General features: G+C 37.1%; 25 protein-coding genes and 1 other annotated feature. Of the genes, 16 read left to right on the top strand and 9 right to left on the bottom strand.

All coding sequences use genetic code 11. The features are described from left to right. Positions 1-130: 130 nt before the first annotated feature. Positions 131-940: a Cof-type HAD-IIB family hydrolase gene (locus NY607_RS19540; RefSeq protein ID WP_066036276.1), complete on the bottom strand. Its 810-nt coding sequence runs from the start codon at positions 938-940 to the stop codon at positions 131-133. Positions 941-1,061: 121 nt separating this feature from the next. Between NY607_RS19540 and NY607_RS19545 the strand changes: the two genes are divergently transcribed. Together NY607_RS19545 and NY607_RS19550 are read left to right on the top strand one after the other, a co-directional pair. Further along, entirely contained in the window at positions 1,062-1,826 is a 765-nt protein-coding gene (locus NY607_RS19545; protein WP_237899381.1) for a prolyl oligopeptidase family serine peptidase, read from the top strand. A gap of 53 nt (positions 1,827-1,879) precedes the next feature. Then, positions 1,880-2,188: a metal-sulfur cluster assembly factor gene (locus NY607_RS19550; protein ID WP_004227477.1), complete on the top strand. Its 309-nt coding sequence runs from the start codon at positions 1,880-1,882 to the stop codon at positions 2,186-2,188. Positions 2,189-2,248: 60 nt separating this feature from the next. Here NY607_RS19550 and NY607_RS19555 read toward each other — a convergent pair whose 3' ends face one another. Then, positions 2,249-2,935, bottom strand: a complete 687-nt coding sequence (locus NY607_RS19555; protein ID WP_103117492.1) for a Crp/Fnr family transcriptional regulator — start codon at positions 2,933-2,935, stop codon at positions 2,249-2,251. A 269-nt stretch (positions 2,936-3,204) separates the two neighbouring features. Between NY607_RS19555 and NY607_RS19560 the strand changes: the two genes are divergently transcribed. Then, entirely contained in the window at positions 3,205-5,331 is a 2,127-nt protein-coding gene (locus NY607_RS19560; protein ID WP_082148127.1) for an ATP-dependent Clp protease ATP-binding subunit, read from the top strand. Between the two features lie 49 nt (positions 5,332-5,380). Here the strand turns inward: NY607_RS19560 and NY607_RS19565 are convergent, their stop codons facing one another. Continuing rightward, positions 5,381-5,575 (bottom strand): YjzD family protein, encoded by a 195-nt coding sequence (locus NY607_RS19565; RefSeq protein ID WP_004227469.1) that lies wholly within the window; start codon positions 5,573-5,575, stop codon positions 5,381-5,383. A gap of 465 nt (positions 5,576-6,040) precedes the next feature. Here NY607_RS19565 and NY607_RS19570 point away from each other — a divergent pair, with 465 nt between their 5' ends. From NY607_RS19570 to NY607_RS19580, 3 genes are all read left to right on the top strand, one after another. Continuing rightward, positions 6,041-6,979, top strand: coding sequence for a beta-ketoacyl-ACP synthase III (locus NY607_RS19570; protein WP_048392032.1), 939 nt, complete (start codon positions 6,041-6,043; stop codon positions 6,977-6,979). 30 nt (positions 6,980-7,009) lie between these two features. Next, entirely contained in the window at positions 7,010-8,251 is a 1,242-nt protein-coding gene (gene fabF / locus NY607_RS19575) for a beta-ketoacyl-ACP synthase II (protein WP_048392031.1), read from the top strand. Between the two features lie 106 nt (positions 8,252-8,357). Then, complete coding sequence (locus NY607_RS19580) at positions 8,358-8,579, top strand: YuzI family membrane protein (RefSeq protein ID WP_016994330.1); 222 nt, start codon at positions 8,358-8,360, stop codon at positions 8,577-8,579. A gap of 2 nt (positions 8,580-8,581) precedes the next feature. Here NY607_RS19580 and trpS read toward each other — a convergent pair whose 3' ends face one another. Continuing rightward, entirely contained in the window at positions 8,582-9,571 is a 990-nt protein-coding gene (gene trpS, locus NY607_RS19585; protein WP_048392030.1) for a tryptophan--tRNA ligase, read from the bottom strand. Positions 9,572-9,686: 115 nt separating this feature from the next. After that, positions 9,687-9,908: a binding site (T-box leader), on the bottom strand. Positions 9,909-10,399: 491 nt separating this feature from the next. Here trpS and spxA point away from each other — a divergent pair. From spxA to pepF, 4 genes are all read left to right on the top strand, one after another. After that, complete coding sequence (spxA, locus tag NY607_RS19590) at positions 10,400-10,795, top strand: transcriptional regulator SpxA (protein WP_025116803.1); 396 nt, start codon at positions 10,400-10,402, stop codon at positions 10,793-10,795. Positions 10,796-11,228: 433 nt separating this feature from the next. Next, the gene (mecA, locus tag NY607_RS19595) at positions 11,229-11,897 is read left to right on the top strand and encodes an adaptor protein MecA (protein WP_004227456.1); all 669 of its coding nucleotides are present in this window, start codon (positions 11,229-11,231) and stop codon (positions 11,895-11,897) included. 193 nt (positions 11,898-12,090) lie between these two features. After that, positions 12,091-13,209, top strand: coding sequence for a competence protein CoiA (locus tag NY607_RS19600; protein WP_259420218.1), 1,119 nt, complete (start codon positions 12,091-12,093; stop codon positions 13,207-13,209). Between the two features lie 51 nt (positions 13,210-13,260). Then, positions 13,261-15,078, top strand: a complete 1,818-nt coding sequence (gene pepF, locus NY607_RS19605; RefSeq protein ID WP_259420219.1) for an oligoendopeptidase F — start codon at positions 13,261-13,263, stop codon at positions 15,076-15,078. A gap of 391 nt (positions 15,079-15,469) precedes the next feature. Here the strand turns inward: pepF and NY607_RS19610 are convergent, their stop codons facing one another. The 4 genes from NY607_RS19610 to NY607_RS19625 form a co-directional block, all read right to left on the bottom strand. Then, on the bottom strand, positions 15,470-16,279 hold the full coding sequence (locus NY607_RS19610; RefSeq protein WP_004227450.1) for a DsbA family protein: 810 nt from the start codon (positions 16,277-16,279) through the stop codon (positions 15,470-15,472). After that, the gene (locus NY607_RS19615; RefSeq protein ID WP_004227447.1) at positions 16,272-16,679 is read right to left on the bottom strand and encodes a globin domain-containing protein; all 408 of its coding nucleotides are present in this window, start codon (positions 16,677-16,679) and stop codon (positions 16,272-16,274) included. Before NY607_RS19615 ends, NY607_RS19610 begins: the two co-directional genes overlap by 8 nt. Before the next feature lie 220 nt (positions 16,680-16,899). Further along, positions 16,900-17,658 (bottom strand): lytic transglycosylase domain-containing protein, encoded by a 759-nt coding sequence (locus tag NY607_RS19620; RefSeq protein WP_131522068.1) that lies wholly within the window; start codon positions 17,656-17,658, stop codon positions 16,900-16,902. A gap of 28 nt (positions 17,659-17,686) precedes the next feature. Next, positions 17,687-18,274, bottom strand: a complete 588-nt coding sequence (locus NY607_RS19625; protein WP_259420220.1) for a CYTH domain-containing protein — start codon at positions 18,272-18,274, stop codon at positions 17,687-17,689. A 126-nt stretch (positions 18,275-18,400) separates the two neighbouring features. Between NY607_RS19625 and NY607_RS19630 the strand changes: the two genes are divergently transcribed. From NY607_RS19630 to NY607_RS19655, 6 genes are all read left to right on the top strand, one after another. Then, on the top strand, positions 18,401-18,784 hold the full coding sequence (locus NY607_RS19630) for a UPF0738 family protein (protein WP_004227440.1): 384 nt from the start codon (positions 18,401-18,403) through the stop codon (positions 18,782-18,784). Between the two features lie 56 nt (positions 18,785-18,840). Beyond that, positions 18,841-19,512, top strand: coding sequence for a GTP diphosphokinase (gene yjbM / locus NY607_RS19635; protein WP_004227437.1), 672 nt, complete (start codon positions 18,841-18,843; stop codon positions 19,510-19,512). Then, positions 19,509-20,303, top strand: a complete 795-nt coding sequence (locus NY607_RS19640; protein ID WP_004227435.1) for an NAD kinase — start codon at positions 19,509-19,511, stop codon at positions 20,301-20,303. Before yjbM ends, NY607_RS19640 begins: the two co-directional genes overlap by 4 nt. Then, a complete protein-coding gene (locus NY607_RS19645) occupies positions 20,278-21,213 on the top strand; it encodes an RluA family pseudouridine synthase (RefSeq protein WP_131522066.1) in 936 nt (311 codons plus the stop codon). Before NY607_RS19640 ends, NY607_RS19645 begins: the two co-directional genes overlap by 26 nt. Before the next feature lie 412 nt (positions 21,214-21,625). Then, positions 21,626-23,002: a magnesium transporter gene (gene mgtE, locus NY607_RS19650; protein ID WP_048392024.1), complete on the top strand. Its 1,377-nt coding sequence runs from the start codon at positions 21,626-21,628 to the stop codon at positions 23,000-23,002. A gap of 53 nt (positions 23,003-23,055) precedes the next feature. After that, entirely contained in the window at positions 23,056-23,457 is a 402-nt protein-coding gene (locus tag NY607_RS19655) for a hypothetical protein (protein WP_231595610.1), read from the top strand. Between the two features lie 63 nt (positions 23,458-23,520). Here the strand turns inward: NY607_RS19655 and NY607_RS19660 are convergent, their stop codons facing one another. After that, entirely contained in the window at positions 23,521-24,045 is a 525-nt protein-coding gene (locus tag NY607_RS19660) for a CotY/CotZ family spore coat protein (RefSeq protein ID WP_004230953.1), read from the bottom strand. Between the last annotated feature and the right edge of the window lie 9 nt (positions 24,046-24,054).

The raw sequence follows: 24,054 nt of genomic DNA on the forward strand, positions 1-24,054 counted from the left end.
CTAATTTCAACTTACTTTTAAAGCTTTTTAACTTTCTTCAGTAGATACTCACTTTAGATAAATAGAAGGGGTACCACTGAATAAAGTTAAACTGGTAAAAATGGAATGTTAACTTGAACTTACTACTTAACTATGATAATTTCAAGCGTTCAATGAGTATTTTTGCAATTCCATCATCATTATTCGTTGTCGTAATTTCATTGGCAATGTTTTTAAGACTTGAAATACCGTTCCCCATCGCTACACCAAGTCCAGCATATTCAATCATTTCTAAATCATTGTCTTCATCACCAAATGCGATGATGCGCTCACGAGGAATACCTAAATCTTTTGCCACATGTGCAATACCCACAGCTTTATTTAAGCCGCGACGCACAATTTCAATAATATGAAGTGGCGCGCCCCATCGACGATGTTCAATGACTTCTGCGTGCACAGCCTGCAAATGATCACGTATAATAACTGAATTCGCTTCATTTGCCTGAATTAATAAACTTGTGGGATTATCCAGGAGGTGTGTGTATAAATCCCCAAGTGTAATTTTTGGATTACCCATATTAAAAATATTTAAAATACGATCGTCTTCTGTGTGGACATAAATATCATCTTTTACCTCAGCGATAATATTTTCGTATTCATAACTGTTAATAGAATCAACGACATCATGTACGACACTTAAATCAATTGGTGTGTGCATATGTTGCCAAGAGACATTTTTAGGATGATGCACATATGCGCCATTAAAATTAACAATGGGTGTAGTGAGCCCAAGTTCATGATAATAAAGATCGCTTGCACGGTATGGACGTCCCGTCGCAATCATCACTTGATGCCCTTGTTCCTTAGCCTGCAATAATGTTTTTTTCGTTTTTGCAGAAATTTGCTGTTGATCTGTTAATAAAGTTCCATCTAAGTCTAATACGATTAAATGCGGTTTCATAGCTCGTTGCCCCTTTCCTATAGTTTGAATAGTATCTCTTTGTCTTACATTCGTCAAAATTTTGTCACAGTGAAAAAAGTTTGCTAACATAAAGATGAGAGAATAGTTGGGAGTGACAATAATGTTTGTAGAAAAAGAAGTGTGGGGAAATATTCCTTTATTACATATACATACAGACAATATGAATGAAGAAACCCCGGTAGTCATTTTTTTACATGGCTTTATGAGTGCAAAAGAACATAACTTACACTATGCATACCAATTGGTGCATGAAGGGGTGCGTGTCCTATTGCCAGATGCAAAATTTCATGGTGAACGTAGCGAAGGCCTAACGGAAATGCAAATGAATTTAAATTTTTGGGACATTGTTTTAAATTCTATTCATGAAGTACAACAATTATATGATGAATTAAAGAATAAAAATTTATTAGCTAGTCATAAAATTGGCATAGGAGGCACTTCAATGGGTGGCATCGTGACATCAGGCTGTCTGAAACTTTATGATTGGATACAAACTGCTGCAATATGCATGGGTGCACCTGGTTTTATTAAACTGGGTGAATACCAATTGCAACAATTTTCTAAAAGTGGAGTTAATTGGCCAATGTCAGAGAAAGACGTTGAAAAAATTAATGAAGCCCTTGCTAAATATGATGTCAGTTTAACACCAGAAAAATTCGCGGGTCGCCCTGTGTTCTTTTGGCATGGAGAATTAGATAAAACAGTTCCGTTTCACGAAACGTATAAATTTTATGAAACATTACGGGAATACTATGAAGCAAACCCTGAATATTTAAAGTTTATGGTGAACAAAAGGGCTGGACATGCTGTACCGCGTGACGGTATGCTAGCAGCTACAGCATGGCTTGCACAGCATTTGGCATAACAGGATGCATCTGCTATGATAAGGTTAACACTATGATGGAAGGAGAAATACAAATGGATCAGGATATGAAAGATAGCATGTTAGGTGCTTTAGAAAACGTAATTGATCCTGAGCTTGGCATTGATATCGTCAACTTAGGTTTAGTATATGATGTGGAATTAGATGATGAAGGTGTTGCAACTGTTACGATGACACTAACTTCTATGGGCTGCCCACTTGGTCCAGTCATTGTGGATCAAGTGAATACAGCGTTAGGTGAACTTCCTGAAGTAAAAAGTACAAATGTTAATATTGTATGGAATCCACCGTGGTCGAAAGATAAAATGTCACGCTATGCCAAAATGGCATTGGGCGTACGTTAAAATGGCTTATTTAAAACCCTGCTTATTGAAAAATAAGCAGGGTTTTTGCTTGTAACGAAACTAATCGATACGGCATATTTGTAATGGACAATTTTCACAGGCAATTTCATTTTTTAAAAATTGTAAATCATGAATGGTAATAAATCCTTTATCAAAAGTGATAATCTCATGTTTTTTTAAATCATTCAGCATACGATTAATCATTTCCCGACTTGTCGCACACAAATTTGCAATTTCTGTATTTGTTAGCTGAAAATCAATAAAAATCGAGTCATTTTCTACAGGTTTACCATACGTATTGGACAGCCGAATGAGCGTTGAAAATAGAGCACCTTTTTTACCGTTTAACACTAAATCGCGCAAACGACTCTGATGCTTTAAGTTTTCTGTTTGTAGCCACTTCATGTATTCCACCATAACTGTCGGCTGCTCTTCTAATAAATGCTCCAAAGATTTACGACTCAAAACATACAACGTAGAGGGTTCTAAAACTTTGGCAGTCATCGAATTATAGACGAGATTACAAAATAACGAACCTTCTCCTATTATGCTGTCAGGGCCACAAATACGAATGGTTAATTCCTTACCCGTCTCGGATTCTTGGCTAATCGAAATAACTCCTGATTGGATGTAATAAATTTCTTTTGCCCGTTCACCCTCTAGAAAAATTTTATTTCCTTTATTCACTTTGATAAAAACACCGTGGTTTTGAAAAAGATCTTTAATTTTTTCAAACATATTATCCATTAAAACCATATCTCCAACACATCGCTTTCTTTTTGTAATAAATGGCGATTATTACAAAAGGATAGTGGATTTCGATACTAAAACATAGAAACATACCATTATTATAACGTAAACTTCCATAATAAGTGAAAAAATTTTAGGGCGATTTCTTTGCTAAGCATTGTCGAGTGATGTAAAATAAAGTTAGTCAAAAAAGGTCAAACTTTTTTTCTAATGAATAAGAATGGGTATATAAATAATGAGAAATATGAAAAAAAGGAGTGCTAGCTATGCAATTTCAACAAACAGACAATAAAAAACCATTAGAACAATTTGGACGCAATTTAATTGAAGAAGTAAAAAACGGCAAGATGGATCCTGTTATCGGGCGTGATGAAGAAATTCGAAATGTAATTCGTATTCTAACACGTAAAACAAAAAATAATCCTGTATTAATCGGTGAACCAGGAGTTGGTAAAACGGCAATTGTGGAAGGTTTAGCACAGCGTATTGTTAAAGGTGATGTACCAGAAGGCTTGAAGGAATGTGTATTATATGAATTAGATATGAGTGCGTTAATCGCTGGTGCAAGTTATCGTGGACAATTTGAAGAACGCTTAAAAGGTGTGCTAAAAGAAGTAAAAGAATCAGAAGGACAAATCATTCTATTTATTGATGAAATTCATACGATCGTAGGCGCAGGAAAAACAGATGGCGCTATGGATGCAGGAAATATGCTAAAACCTATGCTAGCACGTGGTGAATTACACTGTATTGGTGCTACTACCTTAGACGAATATCGTATGTATATTGAAAAGGATCCTGCCTTAGAACGTCGATTCCAGCAAGTACTAGTGCGTGAGCCATCTATAGAGGATACGGTATCCATTTTACGTGGTTTAAAGGAACGCTTTGAATTACATCACGCAGTACGTATTCATGACAGAGCAATTGTTGCGGCAGCAGAGCTATCCAATCGCTATATTACAGAACGATTTTTACCTGATAAGGCCATTGATTTAATTGATGAGGCTTGTGCAATGATTCGTACAGAAATTGATTCAATGCCACAGGAATTAGACGCAGTCACACGTCGTATTATGCAGCTTGAAATTGAGGAACAGGCATTGCGTAAGGAAAAGGACGAGGCAAGTAAAAAACGTCTGGAGCAATTACGCGAAGAATTAACAAAGTTAAAAGAGTCATCTAAGGGCATGCGACAACAATGGGAAGCAGAAAAAGAAAAACTACACGATATTCAGAAAAAACGTGAAACATTGGATAAATATCGTCGTGATCTAGATGAGGCAGAAAGTAAATATGATTTAAATAAAGCTGCTGAATTACGTCATGGTAAAATTCCCACACTTGAAAAAGACATTCAGGTACTTGAAAAGGAATTAGAGAACGGTGCAGAATCGCGTATTTTACGTGAAGAGGTAACAGCAGATGAAATCGCAGCAATTGTTTCACGTTGGACAGGAATCCCTGTAACAAAATTAGTAGAGGGTGAGCGTGAAAAATTATTACGTTTAAAGGATACATTACATGAACGTGTGGTTGGACAAGATACAGCAGTTCAATTAGTGACTGAAGCGGTATGGCGTGCACGTGCAGGTATCAAAGATCCACATCGACCTATTGGTAGCTTTTTATTTTTAGGTCCAACTGGTGTAGGTAAAACAGAACTTGCCAAGGCACTTGCTGCACAGTTATTTGATTCAGAAGATCACTTTATACGTATTGATATGAGTGAATACATGGAGAAACATAGTGTGTCTCGACTTGTTGGGGCTCCTCCAGGCTATGTGGGCTATGAGGAGGGTGGACAACTAACGGAAGCAGTTCGCCGAAATCCTTATTCGGTGGTGCTACTAGACGAGATTGAAAAAGCTCATCCTGATGTGGCGAACATTTTATTGCAAATTTTAGATGATGGGCGCATTACAGATAGTCAGGGACGAATGGTGAATTTTACAAATACAGTAGTCATTTTAACTTCGAATATCGGATCGAGTTATTTAATGGAGGCAAAGGAAAATGATGCGGCTGTGGAGGACTTAGTCATGTCAGCCCTACGACAACATTTTAAACCTGAGCTATTAAACAGAATGGATGATATCATCTTCTTCCATGCATTATCTACTAAACATTTTACTGCGATTGCCTGGAAGTATGTGGAGCAATTGATTAAACGTGTCGCAGAGCAAGAAATTACTTTATCTGTCGAGCAAGAAGTCATTGATTGGGTAGTAGAGCAAGGTGCAGATGCCCAATTTGGAGCAAGACCACTAAAACGCTTTGTACAGCGACATATCGAAACAGCCGTTGCTAAAGAACTATTACGCGGAGAAGTTTTACCAGGGGAGACGTTGCATGTGAAAATGCATGAGGGTCAATGTGTTGTGGAAAAATAACAGAAAAAACCTGTTCGGCATGAAGCTGAACAGGTTTTTTCTAGCTGAATTAATGATGGTCTGCAGCTTCTGGTGTAGGGTCGTTTGGAATGATTGCTCCAATAATAAAGATAAGGATGGAGAATACAACAGAAACGATTGCCCCAGTTTTGAAATCAAATGGTACACCAAGTACAGAGCTGACTACGTAGTTTAACATAGAAACTAGTAGGAATGACCATATGAACGTTACGATATATTGCATTAATTTCACCTCAACCGAACTTTTTTCATCATAAGGTTTTACTCATATTCATTATCATATCATAACATAAATCAAAAAAAAATGAACCATTTATGTGAAACATGGCGATTTTGTCACAACAAATATGAGATTTAGTATTTTATGTTTAGTAATGTAAAGTATTTAGGAACAGCTGAGAAATAGGGGAATGCGCTCCTACGCTGGTGAAAAGCGCTCCAAAAGGGAAGAACACCGCTCATATATGATGCAAGGTGCTTTGAAAAATAATGAACAAGCTCAACAAAGTACGATAGATAAAGCTCTAAACAGAATAACCTCATTCCATAAAATTCTTCACTTCTATATGCAAAGAACACTACCCTCAGCCGCATAAATTTTAAATCATCTTGCGTCATTCCTTTTATATGCGTTATAATTATGACCAGTTACTAATAATTGATAGTAAGAAAGCTGAGGGGTTGCTATATGAACGCTGGTATTATAGGAATAGGCAAATATGTTCCTGAGAAGGTCGTTACAAATTTTGATTTGGAAAAAATCATGGATACTTCTGATGAATGGATTCGTACTCGAACAGGCATTGAAGAACGTCATTTTGCGGCAGATGATCAGGAAACTTCAGATTTGGCAGTAGCTGCTGCAAAAGAAGCTATTGCAAATGCGGGGATTACGCCTGAGGAAATTGGTTTAATTCTTGTAGCAACTGTCACGCAGGATCAAACTTTTCCAAGTGTAGCTTGTATGATTCAGGAACAAATCGGAGCAGTTAATGCTGCAGCAATGGATCAAGCAGCAGCATGTGCAGGATTTATATATAGTTTAGTGACAGCAAAGCACTTTGTTGAGGCAAATGCTTATAAATATGTCTTAGTAGTAGGTGTTGAAAAGCTGTCGAAAGTCGTTGATTGGGAAGATCGCAATACAGCTGTATTATTTGGCGATGGTGCCAGTGCAGCTATCATTGGGCAAGTCTCTGAAGGTAGAGGTATTCTATCCTTCGAACTTGGTGCAGATGGTACAGGCGGAAAGAATCTTTATTTAACGAAGCAAGATACAATTGCGATGAATGGTCGTGAAGTGTTTAAATTTGCTGTTCGACAAATGGGTGAATCGGCTGTTAATGTATTAGAGAAAGCTGGTTTAACAAAAGAAGACGTTGATTTCCTAGTGCCACATCAGGCAAATATACGTATTATGGAATCTGCACGTGAGCGGTTAGAGCTACCACCAGAAAAAATGTCAAAAACGATTCATAAATATGGAAATACTTCAGCAGCATCTATTGGTATTTCCTTGGTAGATGAGCTCGAAGCAGGTAAGATTAAAGAGGATGATTTATTAGTCCTTGTAGGTTTTGGTGGCGGCTTAACATGGGGTGCCGTAGCCATGAGATGGGGAAAATAAGTAGGAAAAATGCTTGAGGGGAGTAAGACAATGAGTAAAAGACGAGTAGTAATTACAGGAATTGGCGCAGTTACACCACTAGGAAATAGCATCGAAGAAACATGGGCAAACATTAAAGCTGGTAAATCTGGCATTGGTGAGCTGACACGTTTAAATAAAGATCTTTTTGCCGCAAAAATCGCCGCAGAAGTAAAGGACTTTGATATTGAAAAATACATTGATCGTAAGGAAGCACGTAAAATGGATCGTTTCACACAATACGCATTAGCGGCTTCTATTATGGCAATGGAAGATGCACAGCTAACAATTGATGAAGAGCTAGCTCCACGTGCAGGTGTATGGATTGGTTCTGGTATCGGTGGAATGGAAACATATGAACAACAATTTTTAACATTCCAAGAGCGTGGCGCAAGACGTGTTAGTCCTTTCTTTATCCCAATGATGATTCCTGATATGGCATCAGGCCAAGTCTCTATTCACTTTGGTGCAAAGGGGATTAATTCTTGTTCTGTAACGGCATGTGCTTCAGGCACAAACTCTATTGGTGATGCCTTTAAAGTAATTGAGCGTGGAGATGCTGATGTTATGATTTCTGGTGGTGCTGAATCACCAATCGTAACAATGGCGGTTGCAGGTTTTTGTGCCAATACAGCATTATCATTAAATCAAGATCCACAAGCAGCATGTCGCCCATTCGATAAAAACCGAGATGGCTTTATTATCGGAGAAGGAGCGGGTATCGTCATTTTAGAAGAATATGAACATGCAAAAGCTCGTGGTGCCAAAATCTATGCGGAAGTTTTAGGTTATGGTGCAACTGGGGATGCGCATCACATTACGGCTCCAGCTCCAGAGGGTGAAGGTGCAGCACGTGCGATGACGCAAGCGTTAACAGATGGTGGCGTAGAGCCTTCACAAGTTGACTATATCAATGCCCATGGTACAAGTACGCCATATAACGATTTATTCGAAACACAAGCTGTGAAAACTGCTTTTGGTGATCATGCGTATAACCTTGCGATGAGCTCAACTAAATCTATGACGGGTCACTTATTAGGAGCAGCGGGTGGTGTGGAAGCTATTTTCACAGCATTAGCCCTTAAAGAAGGGATTTTACCACCTACAATCAATTTAAAAGATCCTGATCCTGAATGTGATTTAGACTATGTTCCAAACGAAGCAAGAGAAGCAAATATTCAATATGCAATGAGTAATTCTCTTGGTTTTGGTGGTCATAATGCAAGTCTTCTATTCAAAAAATATGAAGCATAATAGATAAACATAAAAAAACGTCAGCCAAATTTAAATGGCTGACGTCTTTTTTTATAGTTTTGTGAATAAATGATAAGTAAGAAGAAATAGAAAGGATGCCATTACTATGTTTCGTCTCTTTTTATTTTTAGTAAGTTATGGCTTAATGATCCTCTCTGTAGGGAATCTCATATTGTATTTAAATTACCGCACACTAGGTTATTCATGGAAGGTTGTTTTCAAATTTATTTTTCAAACAACAGAATTTTATATGGCGGTAGGAGCCTGTATCATCATCTGCGCAGTTGTGCTTGATTTGGGCTTTGATCGATCCTCAGACAAGCCGTAAGTTTAGCGACGTGCGCGACCAAGACCCATAGCATCTTCCATACGTTTTAATGTAGCACTAGCAATCGCATTCGCCTTTTCAGCACCTTCATCTAGAATGACATCTAATTCTGATGATTCTACTAGATGATAGAATTTCTCTTGAATAGGTGTTAGGTGTTCAATTACTGCTGTTGCTACACCCTGCTTGAATCCACCATAACCAATTCCCTCATATTTTTTGACTAAATCTTCAACGGCTACCCCTGAAATAGCTGATTCGATTGTCAATAAATTTGAAACACCTGGTTTATTTTCCACATCAAATGCAACGATGCCATCAGAGTCAGTTACAGCTGATTTAATTTTTTTCTCAATATCTTTCGCAGTATCTAATAAACGGATTGTCGCTTTCGTATTTGGATCTGATTTACTCATTTTCTTTGTTGGCTCTTGTAAGGATTTAATGCGTGCGCCTGCTTTAGGTAATTGAATTTCTGGAATTGTTAAAACATCGCCAAAGCGTTTGTTAAAGCGTTCTGCAAGGTCACGAGTTAGCTCAATATGCTGCTTTTGATCATCGCCGACAGGGACAATATTTGTGTTATAAAGTAGAATGTCTGCAGCCATTAGCGGTGGATATGTTAACAGAGCAGCAGATACGCTTTCCTTACCATGTGATTTATCTTTGAATTGTGTCATACGTTCTAGCTCACCGATAGACGCAACACATTGTAACATCCATCCTGCCTGAGCATGCGCTGGCACCTCTGATTGGATAAATAATGTCGATTTTTTAGGGTCAATGCCAGTAGCAATATAGGTAGCAGCAAGCTTACGAATACTTTCTCGTAATTCTTTCGGATCTTGTGCAACAGTGATGGCATGTTGATCAACGATACAATAAATAGCGTTTCCTTCATCTTGTAGTGCCGGGAACTGCTTGAATGCTCCTAAATAGTTCCCTAATGTTACGATACCTGTAGGCTGTACGCCAGAAAAAATAGTTGTCATTAAAAATTCCTCCTCGAATTCAATTGCTGTAACTTGTGTCACAGCGTTGTTTTCACCTTTCCACTTGGTGATGAAGACAAAAAAACATCATGCGTCCTCATTAGATTTTTTCTAATGAAGGGACGAATGATGTTTGAATCCGCGGTACCACCCAGCTTGCCTAAAAAGGCCACTCAGCTTCGTAACGTGAAGGGACGAGCTTTGCTAATAGCTTCAAGTAGCGTTCACAAAGCTAACTCGGAAGTCCATTCCACATGCATCCACGATCTGTTTACAGCAACCACAGACTCTCTATACGTGAATTAGCATATGTACTACTCTTCGTCAGCGTTTTTCTCAATTTAAATTGTTCAAATTGATTTGATTGCAAAGAATTATATTATAAAGATTCCTTTGTGTAAAGTCAGACTTTTGACGGTGTTTTTTTTCTAGAAAAAATTATATGCTTTTTTTGTTATGTAATTTTGTTATAAATTTATAATTTTTTATTAAAAAATTGTTTAGATGTACACGTGGGATTGACAATTTTCTCGATTATTTTTCTTAAATGAGAACAACTGAGCTATCTGTTTAGATGTTTAAAATGCTTTAAAAATGGGAATGGTAGTAGTAGCACATAAGTTTGAAGAAAATACACCATATTTGAAAGCTGTATAAATAGACAGAATTTTTATGGATAGTTTCAGATTTTTTTTATTGGAACTATATTCAAATACAGCGGAGTACTGTATAATGGTACTGTGTATTTTACATTACATTAATTCTAATTTAACACATTGGTTCTGGTTTATAGATAATAATTTTGAAATGAAAGGATGTGTCAGAATGATCGTAACCCTATTTACATCACCAAGTTGTACCTCTTGTCGTAAAGCGAAAGCTTGGTTAGAGGAGCACGAAATTCCATATACAGAACGTAATATATTTTCTGAACCGCTTAGCATAAGTGAAATAAAAAAAATTTTACGTATGACAGAAGACGGAACTGATGAAATTATTTCCACTCGTTCCAAAATATTCCAAAAATTAAATGTGGACGTTGAAAGCTTACCATTACAACGTTTATATGAGTTAATTCAGGAATATCCTGGCTTACTACGTAGACCAATCATTTTAGATGAAAAACGTCTGCAGGTTGGCTACAATGAAGATGAAATTCGTCGTTTCTTACCTCGAAAAGTTCGAGCATATCAATTACAAGAAGCGCAACGAATGGTGAATTAAACCTTTCTATTCTGAATAATATATGTAATAGATGTTACAGATGTGGAATACATGTTGTGACATCTTTTTTTTATGTTTTACTTCTGTAAAACCTTCTATATGAAGTATAATAATTAATAGGGAAAAGTCATATATTTCCGTAAAAGTATGTTAAACTTGATTTAAGTTAAATAGTTTACTACAATTTCAATAATTCAAATATCTTCTGTGAAACGGTGTATATCCTTTTCATTTTATGACAGAACAGCATACAATAGAGTTAGAGACAACTGTGAACACAAAAATTCATGTTGACAGTTACTCGATGGTTTTACTGTAGTGTGGTCAAAGGTTGAAAAACAAATGCAGTATGAAGGTTAAAAACAAAGAATAAAAGCATACTAATGAAACAAACTGTTTTTCGACATATGACAGTGAAGGGAGATGAGGTCTAGTGGACATCGAACGTGTAAATGAAAATACACTCAAGCTCTTTATTACGTACAATGATATAGAGGATCGCGGCTATAGTCGTGAAGAAATTTGGTACAATCGAGCAAAGGGTGAACAACTTTTTTGGGATATGATTGATGAAGTAAACACGGAGGATTATTTTGATGTAGAGGGTCCGATTTGGATTCATATCAATGCATCTGAAGTAGGCTTAGAAATCATTGTCACACGTGCACATATTTTAAAAGACGGTGAAACATTAGATGGTCATTCGAATTTTGATGAACACAAAGATATGTTTGCACCATTCGATGAAGTTGGAGAGGATCTTCTTAGCCAACTAACTCAATTTGGTGACATGGATGAGTCAGAATTATTTATGGATACAGACATTTATGTTTATAAATTTAAAGATATTGATGAGTTAATCCCTGTCGCAAAACGAATGACAGACGAATTAGTGGATTCCTCATTATTCAAATATGAAAATTGGTACTATCTAGTTGTTGATTTCGGAAACGCAGATGAGGATTTAAATCGTCATGATAGAAATGCAGTTATCAAGGAATTTTTAACACCATCCAATTTTACAATTCATCGTCTAGAGGAGTACGGTGAAAAGATTATGGAATTCAATTGCTTTGAAACAGTTCGAAAATACTTTGCATAGGCAATGAAACACTAATTATTTTAGACTGTAGTGAAACTCGTAAATGAATCGAGTTTCGCTACAGTCCTTTTTTATGTTTTCAGCATCAAAGAGCTTGAATAAGAGCGCATTTTTAAAATTTCAAGAAAAAGGTGCTTTATTTTTGTTAGTGAAAATCCATTCTATTATAGTTGGCTAAAAAGGAGCTGATACTATGCTGATTGCCTATAACAATCAACAGCAACTATTTCTCCCATATCAATATACGAGGAAAGCTTTACAGCGATATAGGCGGCAAATGAAATTTTATTGCCCTCAATGTTTAGAACAAGTTCAATTGAAAATAGGTAACTATAATATTCCCCACTTTGCTCACTTCACAAAAAATCAATGTTCACAGCTGTTCGCAGAAGGTGAATCTAAAATACATTTACAAGGTAAAGTGCAATTATATGAGTGGCTCCAAAAGCATGGACATCAGGTGAAACTAGAACCATATTTAAAGGAGCTTTCTCAGCGCCCAGATTTGCTTGTTACACTCGATAAGGAGCAGTTTGCAGTTGAATTTCAATGTAGTACTATCTCTCATGAAAAATGGCACCAACGAACAATGGGCTATGAAAGAAACGATATACAAGCAATTTGGCTTTTTCAAACTCCGCAAGGCAAAGAAGCTGTCAACGGCATCAGAAAAATTAGAATCTCTCCACTCTTGCAAAAAGCGTTTATAACGACAACGGATTTACCCTATTTATTGACGTACAACCCGGTGACAGCCCAGTTTGTTTATTGGACGAATCTTCTTCATGTTCATGGGCATACTTTCATAGGTAAAGTACAGAAAATTTCGGTCGATCTACAACATTTCCCTTTTTATAGACCTCAACGTATTACCCCAGAAGAATTTCAACGCTATTGGCAGCTCTATAAACAGACTTGTAGGCAATTTGCGCATAGTCGTCTTTTACATAGCAAGAAGGGGGCACAAGATCCATTTTTACGTAATTGCTATGAATTAAATCTTTCTCTTACTGCTCTGCCACCATACATTGGTATTCCAGTGAAAGAAGGAGCAGCTATCCCTTTGTTTACGAGCGAGTGGCAAATAATGCTGTTTTATTTTAGTAAACAATTAGGACGTCTTCCATTTGAATTAACAAAGGGGCAGATGGAAAACTTTTTATGTAAGCATCAGCTCGAAGTAACCGAACAAGCACTCAGGGCTATTCAAAATTATGGGTATCTTCTTAAGGGTATGCATCATGAGGATGGTTTACTAGATAATTGTGAGCAAGTCTATGTACATTTATTTGCAATTGCCACAATATACTGAGAAAATATGAGAGTAAAAGGAAAAAAGCACATATAAAGGGGGCTGGCATATATGGCTAGTAACAGTAATCAGGTTTTGGTTCGAAAAGAAGTACCAGAAGAATTAACATGGCGCTTAGAAGACATCTTTGCAACAGATGCAGCTTGGGAAGAGGAATTGAAGGAGGTTGCAGAGCTTGCTAAACAAGCACCTAGCTATGCAGGTACTTTAAATAATGGGGCAGAGGCATTATTAGCAGCTTTACAGTATCATGATCATATATATGAACGTGCAATGAAGCTCTACACATATGCTCATATGCGCTATGATCAAGATACGACAAATAGCTTTTATCAAGATATGAACAGCCGTATTCAAACATTGGCAACGAGTATCTCAGCTGGCCTTTCCTATTTAACGCCAGAAATTCTGTCATTAAGTGAAGAAACGATTGAACGCTACTTAACAGAAAATCAAGACCTACAACTATATAAGCAATCTTTAAAAGAAATTACAATGGCACGTCCACATGTATTACCAGCAGAACAGGAGGCATTGCTAGCGCAAATGTCTGAGGTGACAGGTACAGCTTCGAATACATTCAGCATGTTAAACAATGCCGATATGATATTCCCTCATGTGAAAAATGAAGAGGGAGAAGAAGTACAACTTACGCATGGTAATTATATCAAGTTTTTAGAGAGCAAGGATCGCTCTGTACGTGAAGGCGCATTTAAGGCTATGTACGAAACATATGGCAAGTTTAAAAATACGTTCTCAGCTACGCTAACTGGTAATGTAAAGAAGCATAATGTAAGTGCTCGAATTCGTCATTATGAATCTGCACGCCACGCTGCCATGTCTAATAACTTCATTCCTGAAAATGTCTATGATCAGCTGGTGGAAACAATTCATAAGCATTTACCAGCTATGCAACGTTATATTTCGTTGCGTAAGAAATTATTGGGTGTAGACGAATTGCATATGTGGGATTTATTTGCGCCACTAGTTAAAGAGGTGGAAATGAAGGTCTCTTATGATGAAGCGAAAGATATTTTAGTAAAGGCTTTAGCTCCATTAGGGGAGGAATATCAAAGCATCGTTCAAAATGGACTGGATAATCGCTGGGTCGATGTTTTAGAGAATAAAGGAAAGCGTAGTGGAGCCTATTCTTCAGGCGCCTATGGTACGAATCCGTATATTTTAATGAATTGGCAGGATAATGTGAACAATCTATTTACATTAGCACATGAATTTGGCCATAGTGTTCATAGTTATTATTCACGCAACAACCAGCCATTTGTTTATGGAGACTACTCTATTTTTGTGGCAGAGGTCGCTTCTACTTGCAATGAAGAGCTATTAAATGACTATTTACTGAAAACAATTGATGATCCACAACAAAAAATATACTTATTAAACCATTGGCTAGATGGCTTCAGAAGTACGGTATTCAGACAAACAATGTTTGCAGAGTTCGAACACCTTATTCATCAGATGGATAAGAACGGTGAATCCTTGACAGCAGATCGTTTAACAGAAGTTTACTATGAATTAAACAAAAAGTACTTCGGTGATGATATGGTGGTAGATGAGGAAATAGGCTTAGAATGGGCTCGTATTCCACACTTCTACTATAATTACTATGTTTATCAGTATGCGACTGGTAAATCAGCCGCTACAGCATTGAGTAAACAAATTTTAGAGGAGGGTGCACCAGCTGTAGAACGTTATATTAATAACTTCTTAAAAGCGGGATGCTCTGATTTCCCTATTGAGGTATTAAAGGCAGCAGGCGTTGATATGAACGTAGCTAAGCCAATTGAAGATGCATGTAAAGTATTTGAAGAACGTTTAAATGAATTAGAAAAATTATTGTTAAATAACTAATTGATTGGGCTATAGGAACATTCCTATAGCCCAATTCTTTTTATTAACCGCATAAATTAGAAGGAAAGAATAATGTTTTTTTTTGATTTCTAAATAGTTTAAAAGTGTGCATCTTGGAAAAATACTGTTTGTAATCGCTTTCTATTTGACAAATTTGTGAATCTAGTATTGGTTTCATTGCTAAATATATTATTCCATGATAGAGTAATTCTTGTGAAATAAATCACAAAACAAACATACACCCCTTTGTTTGAACGTGAACATTTCTCCCATCCCCTTTGTGAAAAAGAAGCGTCTCTATCGGTCGAGGATAGAGGCGCTTCTTTGTATTTTGCGTTAGCTTGAAAAAGGGACTCCATCATGATGATTGGAGTCCCTTTTGTTTATTTTATTATTTAAGACGCCATAACGTAGCGTGAGTAGTCTGGATTCGTTCGATCTTTTGTTGCAGCATGCGTTTCTTTAATTCACGCTCTGCTGCTTGCTCTGTTAATGAATAGATAAAAGCTATTTCATTTGTAGAAAGAGTATGGAATTTAGAAAATAAGTCCTCTATTGATGGTAAAGGCTGACGGACAAGCTGTTCGTTCAGCATTTCTTGTAAAATATGTTCATAAACTTCATAGGAATAGCTACCACTAACTTTTAGTCCCTCATCTTCAATACATTCATTGAAAAATACGATACTTGGTACTTCATCTACTTCCATTTCGCGTTTAATATATAAATCGCATTGGAAAGCACGTGCTGCCTCTTTTGAACCAAAGTCAACAGTAAACTCATTCATATCGAGTTGAACATCCTCAGCTATTTTTAAAAGCGTTGCATAGGAGTTTACATCTTGATGACTTAATAATACGTATTCTTGTAGTTTCGATAAATAACGTGCACCTGCACGTTTCCCCTGCAATTCAGCTGCTTTAATAGCGATAGAAGGTAAAACAGGGTGATTAATATCAAGTTCGATTCCTGAAATACAGCCTTTGACACGTTTACTTAAGCAATTTAAAGAAGTAAGTTCTGTACTTAAAACAAAGCGCCATGTGAAGTAATGGTTGTATTCAAGCTGTAATTTACGAAGAGTTGCTTGCATACTGAAAGCTTCAGGGCAGAGTGGATCTACGAAAATATACAATTCAATTGGCTTGTTTGCAGTAGAAATCGTTGGCGTTGGCTCTTGCAACATTTGAATATTATTCACGTAACAATTCCCCCTCATCGTCATTTGGCGTATTAACCATGTGATGAGCTGTTAATACTAAACGTTGATAATAAGTTTCACGGAACTTCCCTTCCAAACCTACCTCATCCATTGCTTCTGACATACACTCTAGCCAAGCTTGAGCGCGGTCAGGTGTAATAGGAAAATTCATGTGACGTGCACGCATCATCGGATGACCATGCTCCTCAGTAAAAAGATTTGGTCCCCCTAAATACTGTGTTTGAAATTGAATTTGTTTACGGGCTGTTTCTGTTAAATCCTTTGGAAAGATTGGAATAAGATCAGGATGCTGAGCAACTCTTTTATAGAACGCATGAATGAGTTCTGACAGTTTTTCAGCTCCCAGCTCCTCATAAGGAACAGTGTATTTTCGACTCATAAGTTATATGCTCCTTTAATTCTTTATATCGTAAAGTACCATTTTGTATACTTCATCCTCATCAAATTGTGAAATTCTTGTGACTACCTTCATTCTATCAACGTCTTTTCGTTAACACAAACAAAGAGCTCTTTCGAATTGCTGTTCGCTACAAAAGCACAAATTTCACCACTATGGGTGAAATTTGTTGGAAATGACATAGATAACGGGAAAGATGCGATTACACTGTAAAGTAATTCATCACTTTTTTGACATAATTCTGTGTTTCTTTGAAAGGAGGGATTCCTCCATATTTCGTAACACGAGATGCGCCAGCATTATAAGCTGCTAATGCTAGTGAAGGGTCATTATTAAACTTATCTAGCATTTGCCGCAAATATTTTGCACCAGCCATAATATTCTGCTCTGGATCAAAAGCGTCAGTCACACCCAAATATTGTGCTGTTTTGGGCATGAGTTGCATTAAACCTTGCGCCCCCGCATGGCTTACTACAGTTGGATTAAAATTAGATTCTTGTTTAATAACCGCCGCAATAAGCTTCGCGGGTATCTGATAAGTAGCTGCTGCTTTTTCAATAATGGCAGTATACTCATTTGATCCTGCTAGTGAATTGGCATATGCTGTAGAGCCTATTACATCGTCTGAAACATAGGAATCAAGTTTGTTATTAGCATATGTGTTTGCTAAAGCTTGTTTGACTGATTCAGGTATAAACACAGCATTAGAGCCTTTGTAAAGTAATGATTCTACTGGATTTTGCTCCAAAGTAGCCAATTTGTTGACGAAATTTGAATTATTTGCTGTTCCTGTAGCAAGCAAGCTTGATAATTTAGCATTACTTGCTGTCGAAGTTTCTCCTAATAATTCGTTAATCATGTCAGAAAAAATAGACTCATTGTCTGTGGGTGAACTTTCGCTAGATCCAAGTGTTTGCAATGCCCGAATTTCTAATAAAGATTTGAATGATTGAATATCCAAGGAGTCAGACACCTTCCTTTTTCTACTTTTATAAATTTTGTGCTTTTAGTGCCTTCATAAAACGGGCAATTTTTTTATCAGTTGGTTGCTTATCAATACCATATTGTTGTAAAAATTCGTCGAAAATTATATTTCCTTTTATTGCATCTTTTGCTTCATATTCTACCTCATAATCGTCGCACTGCAAATAGAAAGAATGATCAAAAACGAGAAGTCCCTCTTTGTAGGGGATTTCGACACGATCTGTAGTGAGAGAACCAAATACATGCAATTGTTCTAAAGGAATGTTATAAAAAGCTAATCTTTTAGTTACCTCTTGAGCATAAAATCCATTGCCATCTAACATTTGTTGCGCCTCTCTTGCTGTTATTTCATCCGTCGTTTCAAGGTGAGCATGCTCGGCGTTTTTTTCTTTGAGCGTGCATTCGAAATAATCACCAATTTGTCTAATACGAAGACCACTTTGTAGGTTGCGAATTGCTTGATTAGGTGTGTCAAAATAATGATTTGTTTGACGATGAATAGCATTTTGACTAATGTGGAACTCTTGTAATAATTGCTCGTATTGTTGTTTTGTTAATAGATTTTTAAATTCAATTTCAATTTCTTGTGTCATTTATAGTCACCTATTTATTTTTTATTTTTCATCCGTTGTTTCGCTCGAATTAATATTTACACACTGCAACTATTTACCCTGTGTGCTAAAATAAGAGGAAGAGTACAACGAAAAGGGGAACCGCATGTGCGTAAAATTTATACAATAGATACATCGAATTTTGAACAAGATCAACTTCATTTTAGTTTAAACGACAATGAAGTAAATTTACAGTTAAAACCTGCTGGACAACTCATTGCAGATTCAGATGATTTTGCATTCATTTATTTACTTGATGCAGGTGAAGACTATCATTACTTGCGTTTTCCACCGAGTAGTTGGGAGAATCTTGTACATATTTTACAAAAAGGGAAAAATCCATTGCTACGAATAGGTGAAGAAGTGATCGAACTGACAAATTTCTACGAGGAATTAGAAATGCTCGTGTATAATATTGAAGGAAATTACAATTATGGGGCAGAATTTGTCCAAGCAGTGGAACAACACTTCAAGGCTATTCTCGCTGAATAGAAAGACAAAACGAACAGACGGTGGTGTTCGATACCGATTGTCGGGAGGTTTTTACAATGGGACAATGGGAAATTTTTTTAAGTCCTTATAAACAAGCAGTAGACGAATTAAAAGTAAAATTAAAGGGCATGCGTTCGCAATTTGGTATTGTTAATGCCAATTCGCCAATTGAATTTGTCACAGGACGTGTCAAGCCTTTAGCAAGTATATATGACAAAACGTTAGAAAAAGGACTAGCTTTTGAGCCTTCTAAACAACTTGGTGATGAACTTGGTGATATTGCTGGCCTTCGGATTATGTGTCAATTTGTTGATGATATTTCAACGGTAACTGAGCTAATTCGTCAGCGAAAAGATATGCGTGTAGTGGAAGAACGCGATTATATTACACATAATAAGCCTAGTGGTTATCGCTCCTACCATATGATAGTGGAGTATCCTGTTGAAACAATTCAAGGAAAAAAAGTAGTATTAGCGGAAATACAAATTCGAACACTAGCCATGAATTTCTGGGCTTCAATAGAGCATTCTTTAAATTATAAATATAAGGGCATGTTCCCAGAAGAAATTAAGAATCGCTTGCAAAGTGCTGCAGAGGCAGCATTTCGGTTGGATGAAGAAATGTCATCCATTCGTAGTGAAATTCAAGAGGCACAGGCCTACTTTAGCGAATATAAAGAAGCATCGAATCCTAATTTACTAACGGAGAAGGAGCGTGACGCACAATGAAATTTTCGATTCAATCACGTAGAGATGCACAATCCAACGAGCTGATGGAACTTGCTAAAACCTATTTACAGGATTTTGGCTTGACCTATGATGAAGAGACGCCAGAAATTGTTGTTTCGATTGGAGGAGATGGCACACTATTGCATGCCTTTCATCGATACTCCCATTTATTAGATCAGGTAGCCTTCGTTGGTATCCATACAGGGCATTTAGGATTTTATGCGGATTGGAAACCATCTGAATTAGAAAAATTAGTTTTGTCCATTGCTAAGAAGGATTTTAATGTTGTGGAATATCCACTGCTGGAAGTAAGGGTAGAGCATCATAATGCCGAATCAAATACGTATCTGGCTTTAAACGAAGCAACCGTCAAATCGCCAGATGTTACACTTGTGATGGATGTAGAGTTAAATGGCAATCAATTTGAGCGTTTCCGTGGTGATGGTCTTTGTGTATCCACTCCCTCGGGTAGTACGGCTTATAATAAAGCTCTAGGTGGAGCCATCATACATCCTACACTAGCGGCACTCCAAGTCACTGAAATTGCCTCAATTAATAACCGGGTTTTCAGGACAGTAGGATCGCCATTAATCTTACCAGCACACCATCATTGTGTATTGCGTCCTGTAAATGAACAAAATTTTAATATGACTGTTGATCACTTGCAAATTACGCAAGGTGATGTCAAAGCCATTGCGTTTAATGTAGCAAATGAAAGAGTACGTTTTGCCCGTTTCCGACCATTCCCATTTTGGGAGCGAGTGCATGAATCATTTGTTGCAAATGAATAACGTGGATACAAGATTTACATTACAATTTGAGGCGAAGAAAAATGGCCAATTATTACGAGAGGCTCTTCAAGAGTGGCGTATTTCTAAGCGAGCTCTAACAGCTATTAAGTTTGATGGTGGCATGTTGACTGTAAATGATGTCGAACGTAATGTAAGACATATCCTGCAAGTTGGAGATTGTGTGAGAGTAACGTTTCCTCCTGAAGAAAAAAGTGAAGGGCTTGCTATCGAGCATGGAGATTTGTCCATTGTATACGAGGATGATGCCATCATAGTGATCAACAAACCAGCTCATCAAAGTACGATACCCTCACGAGAGCATCCAACCAACAGCATTGCAAATTTAGTTTGTGGCTATTTTCAGCAACAAGGATTGGCCTCTACGGCTCATATTGTTACAAGGCTAGACCGAGATACATCAGGTTTACTATGCATAGCTAAGCATGCTCATATTCATCATTTAACAGGGCTTGCTCAGCGTAAGAGAGAGATTTCAAGACAATATGAAGCCATTGTACATGGACATATCGAACAAAACTTTCAATCGATTATAGCTCCGATTGGTCGTAAAGAAGCTAGTATTATTGAAAGAGAAGTACGAGAAGATGGGCAATATGCACATACGGATGTAAAGGTTCTGAAGCGTTTTTCACTGGGTGCTGAACCAATGACATATGTACGACTTCAACTGCATACAGGGCGTACACATCAAATTCGCGTGCACATGTCGCATCTTGGACATCCACTTGTGGGGGATGACCTTTATGGTGGTAGTCGTCTTCAAATTGATCGACAAGCATTACATTGTGTATCTTTAAGTATGGAACATCCTTTAACAAGTGTGCCATTACACTTTACAAGTATGCTAAATGAAGACATGCAAAGATTACTGAAGGAATCTTCAGCATAAATTTTTGATAAAAGGAGGTGTTCGCGCAAACGAGCATCTCCTTATCATTTTTTGAATTAGGTTAAACTGCGTATTTCTTCACGAGGGAGATTCTTAATATCACAGGTCGTATGGTAGGTGAAAATTGGATGTATTGTTTATCTGCGCGTCAACAACAACTATCCTGGAGTTTAGAGAATTAGATTATTTTACACCTTATTCATAACAAAGTGACAAAGGTAAGGTATAGTAAAATAGAATCGCCATGATTTTAGGCGTAATATTGAATTTTATAAAAATCTGCCCAATTGCTCATAAATATAACTTAAAAAAGAGTTTGCAGAAAAGGTACATTACACTCTATTATATAGAAGGTAGATTTACGGCAGCATTGCCCGTAAAATGATTGAAAGCTCGGAAGGAGGGGACAAGCATGATAGAGGAAAGAAATGAAAAGGATGATGTGCAATTTGATGAGGCACATCTACGAGAAATGCTGGAAGCACATAATATTGACGCATTCCGTGATGAGTTTTTAGAACTTCATCCATATGATCAGGCAACGTTTTATGAAAAGGTGGAACCTGATATAAGGAAAATCATCTATTCGTTCTTGTCTCCGACAGAAATGGCTGATATTTTTGAGGCAATCGATATTGAAGATGATGAGTATAAAGCATATCTTGCTGAAATGGATCCATCATACGGTGCAGAAATGCTATCTCATATGTATGCGGATGATGCGGCAGATGTCTTAAATGAACTGGATACAGCACAGCGCGAAAGCTATTTAGAAATGATGGATGAAGAAGCGGCAGAAGATATTAATGAGCTACTAAGCTACGATGAATATACTGCTGGCTCTATCATGACCACTGAATATGTCGCTATACCAGAAAATTCAACAGTTCGTTCAGCTATGGCTATTTTGCGTAAAGAGGCACCAGATGCAGAGACCGTTTATTATATTTTTGTTGTGGATGAAGAACATCGTCTAACGGGTGTTATATCGTTACGTGACTTAATCATTGCTGACGAGGATACACTTATTCGGTCAATTATGAATGAACGTGTCGTAATGGTACATGTAGGCGATGACCAAGAAGAAGTCGCGCAAATTATGAAGGATTATAATTTTTTAGCGACACCTGTTATTGATGATAAAGGAGAATTACTTGGTATTATCACGGTTGACGATATTATTGATGTTATTGATGAAGAGGCTTCTGAGGATTACTCTAAATTAGCTGGTATTTCGGATATGGATAAATTTGATGTAACACCATTCCAAGCAGCTAAAAAACGTTTGCCATGGCTAGTAGTTCTACTGTTTCTAGGTATGTTAACAGCTAACCTAATGGGGCAATTTGAGGATACTTTAGATAAGGTTGCCTTACTAGCGGTCTTTATTCCATTAATTTCAGGAACTTCAGGTAATAGTGGAACACAGGCATTGGCCGTGGCCATTCGAGGGATTGCAACAGGTGATGTAGAAGAACATAGTAAATTGAAGTTACTATTACGTGAAGCAGGTACTGGCTTAATGTCAGGCATTGTTTGTGGATTAATTGTTATTGGGATCGTTTATTTTTGGAAACATGAACTTGTCCTAGGTATGTTAGTAGGGGCAGCGCTTTGTGGTTCTATTTTAGTGGCAACATTAGCTGGTTCATTTATTCCATTGTTAATGCATCGACTAAAAATTGACCCTGCTGTTGCATCAGGACCCTTTATTACTACATTAAATGATATTACAAGTATTTTAATTTATTTGGGCTTAGCGACAGTTTTCTTAAGCCAAATAGGCTAAGAACCAATTTGCTTACTTTCGCATATTGTATGGAAAAAAGGGAAGTGAGTAAAGTGGATCAAGAACCACGCTTGTTTATAAAATCACCATCATATTTTTTAAATATTTCTAAGGTGTTACATGAACTTGATTTGGATGAAAGTACATCTGTCTATGTAAAGGACACTATGTTCGATGAGCAAATAGTTGAAGAAAAAAATGAGACAGTGGATGAAGTACAAATAGATCCTTATTTACTGAAACAGCTCCAGTTTTTAGAAAAACCATTTCGTCAGAGAGCCTATCAGCCATTATTAGTTTGTTTAAAGGATGGTAGAAAATTAACAGGGACAGCTTCAGATGTACAGAATGATTCTTTAATGCTCACATCATTAGAATTAAAAATACAGGAAATCATTCATTTTGAAGATATACAGCAAATACTTTGGCGCGGAAGAAAATTGCCAACTTTATAAAAAAAGTGTACAGCAGAGGATGCTGTACACTTTTTTTATGTGTGTGTGTCAAAGGTGAAAGAATTAGTCACAAATCCCTAAGTCAACATCAGCGATACATTGTACAGCGCAGAAGCAAGATAAATCCACAGTAATACAGCTATCTGTTGAGCTCCAGTCATCTACTTTACAGATTTTCTTCATGTTGATACAACAACCATCTTTGCTTAGTAAGTCTACTGTACTTTCACTAGAGTCAAATGTACATAAAGGCTCTAAAACACGTAAAGTAGCACAGCATTCATCAAACATATCTTCTACGCGGAAGAATACGGATGTACAAATACAAGGATCTGCTGTTGGAGAGTTAAAGAATGCTTTGAAAGGAGTACCATCTTTTGTAATTAACATGAAAACACGTGTATCTGCTTGTGAGCGAGCAGGACTAACAATCCCGCCTAGTGGCTCTAAGAAACAGTTTGCTGTACATGGAGAACACTCATCTCGCACCGCTTGATTTTGAATATCTAAAATAGCGCGAACTACGTCACAAACGCAGCCTGCTGAATGGATTGGTCCAATAGGATTTGTTGGCTTACCACAACCCATATTGTCACC

This window comes from Lysinibacillus sp. A4 (genome assembly GCF_024919535.1).
In the GTDB taxonomy this organism is placed as follows: domain Bacteria; phylum Bacillota; class Bacilli; order Bacillales_A; family Planococcaceae; genus Lysinibacillus; species Lysinibacillus capsici.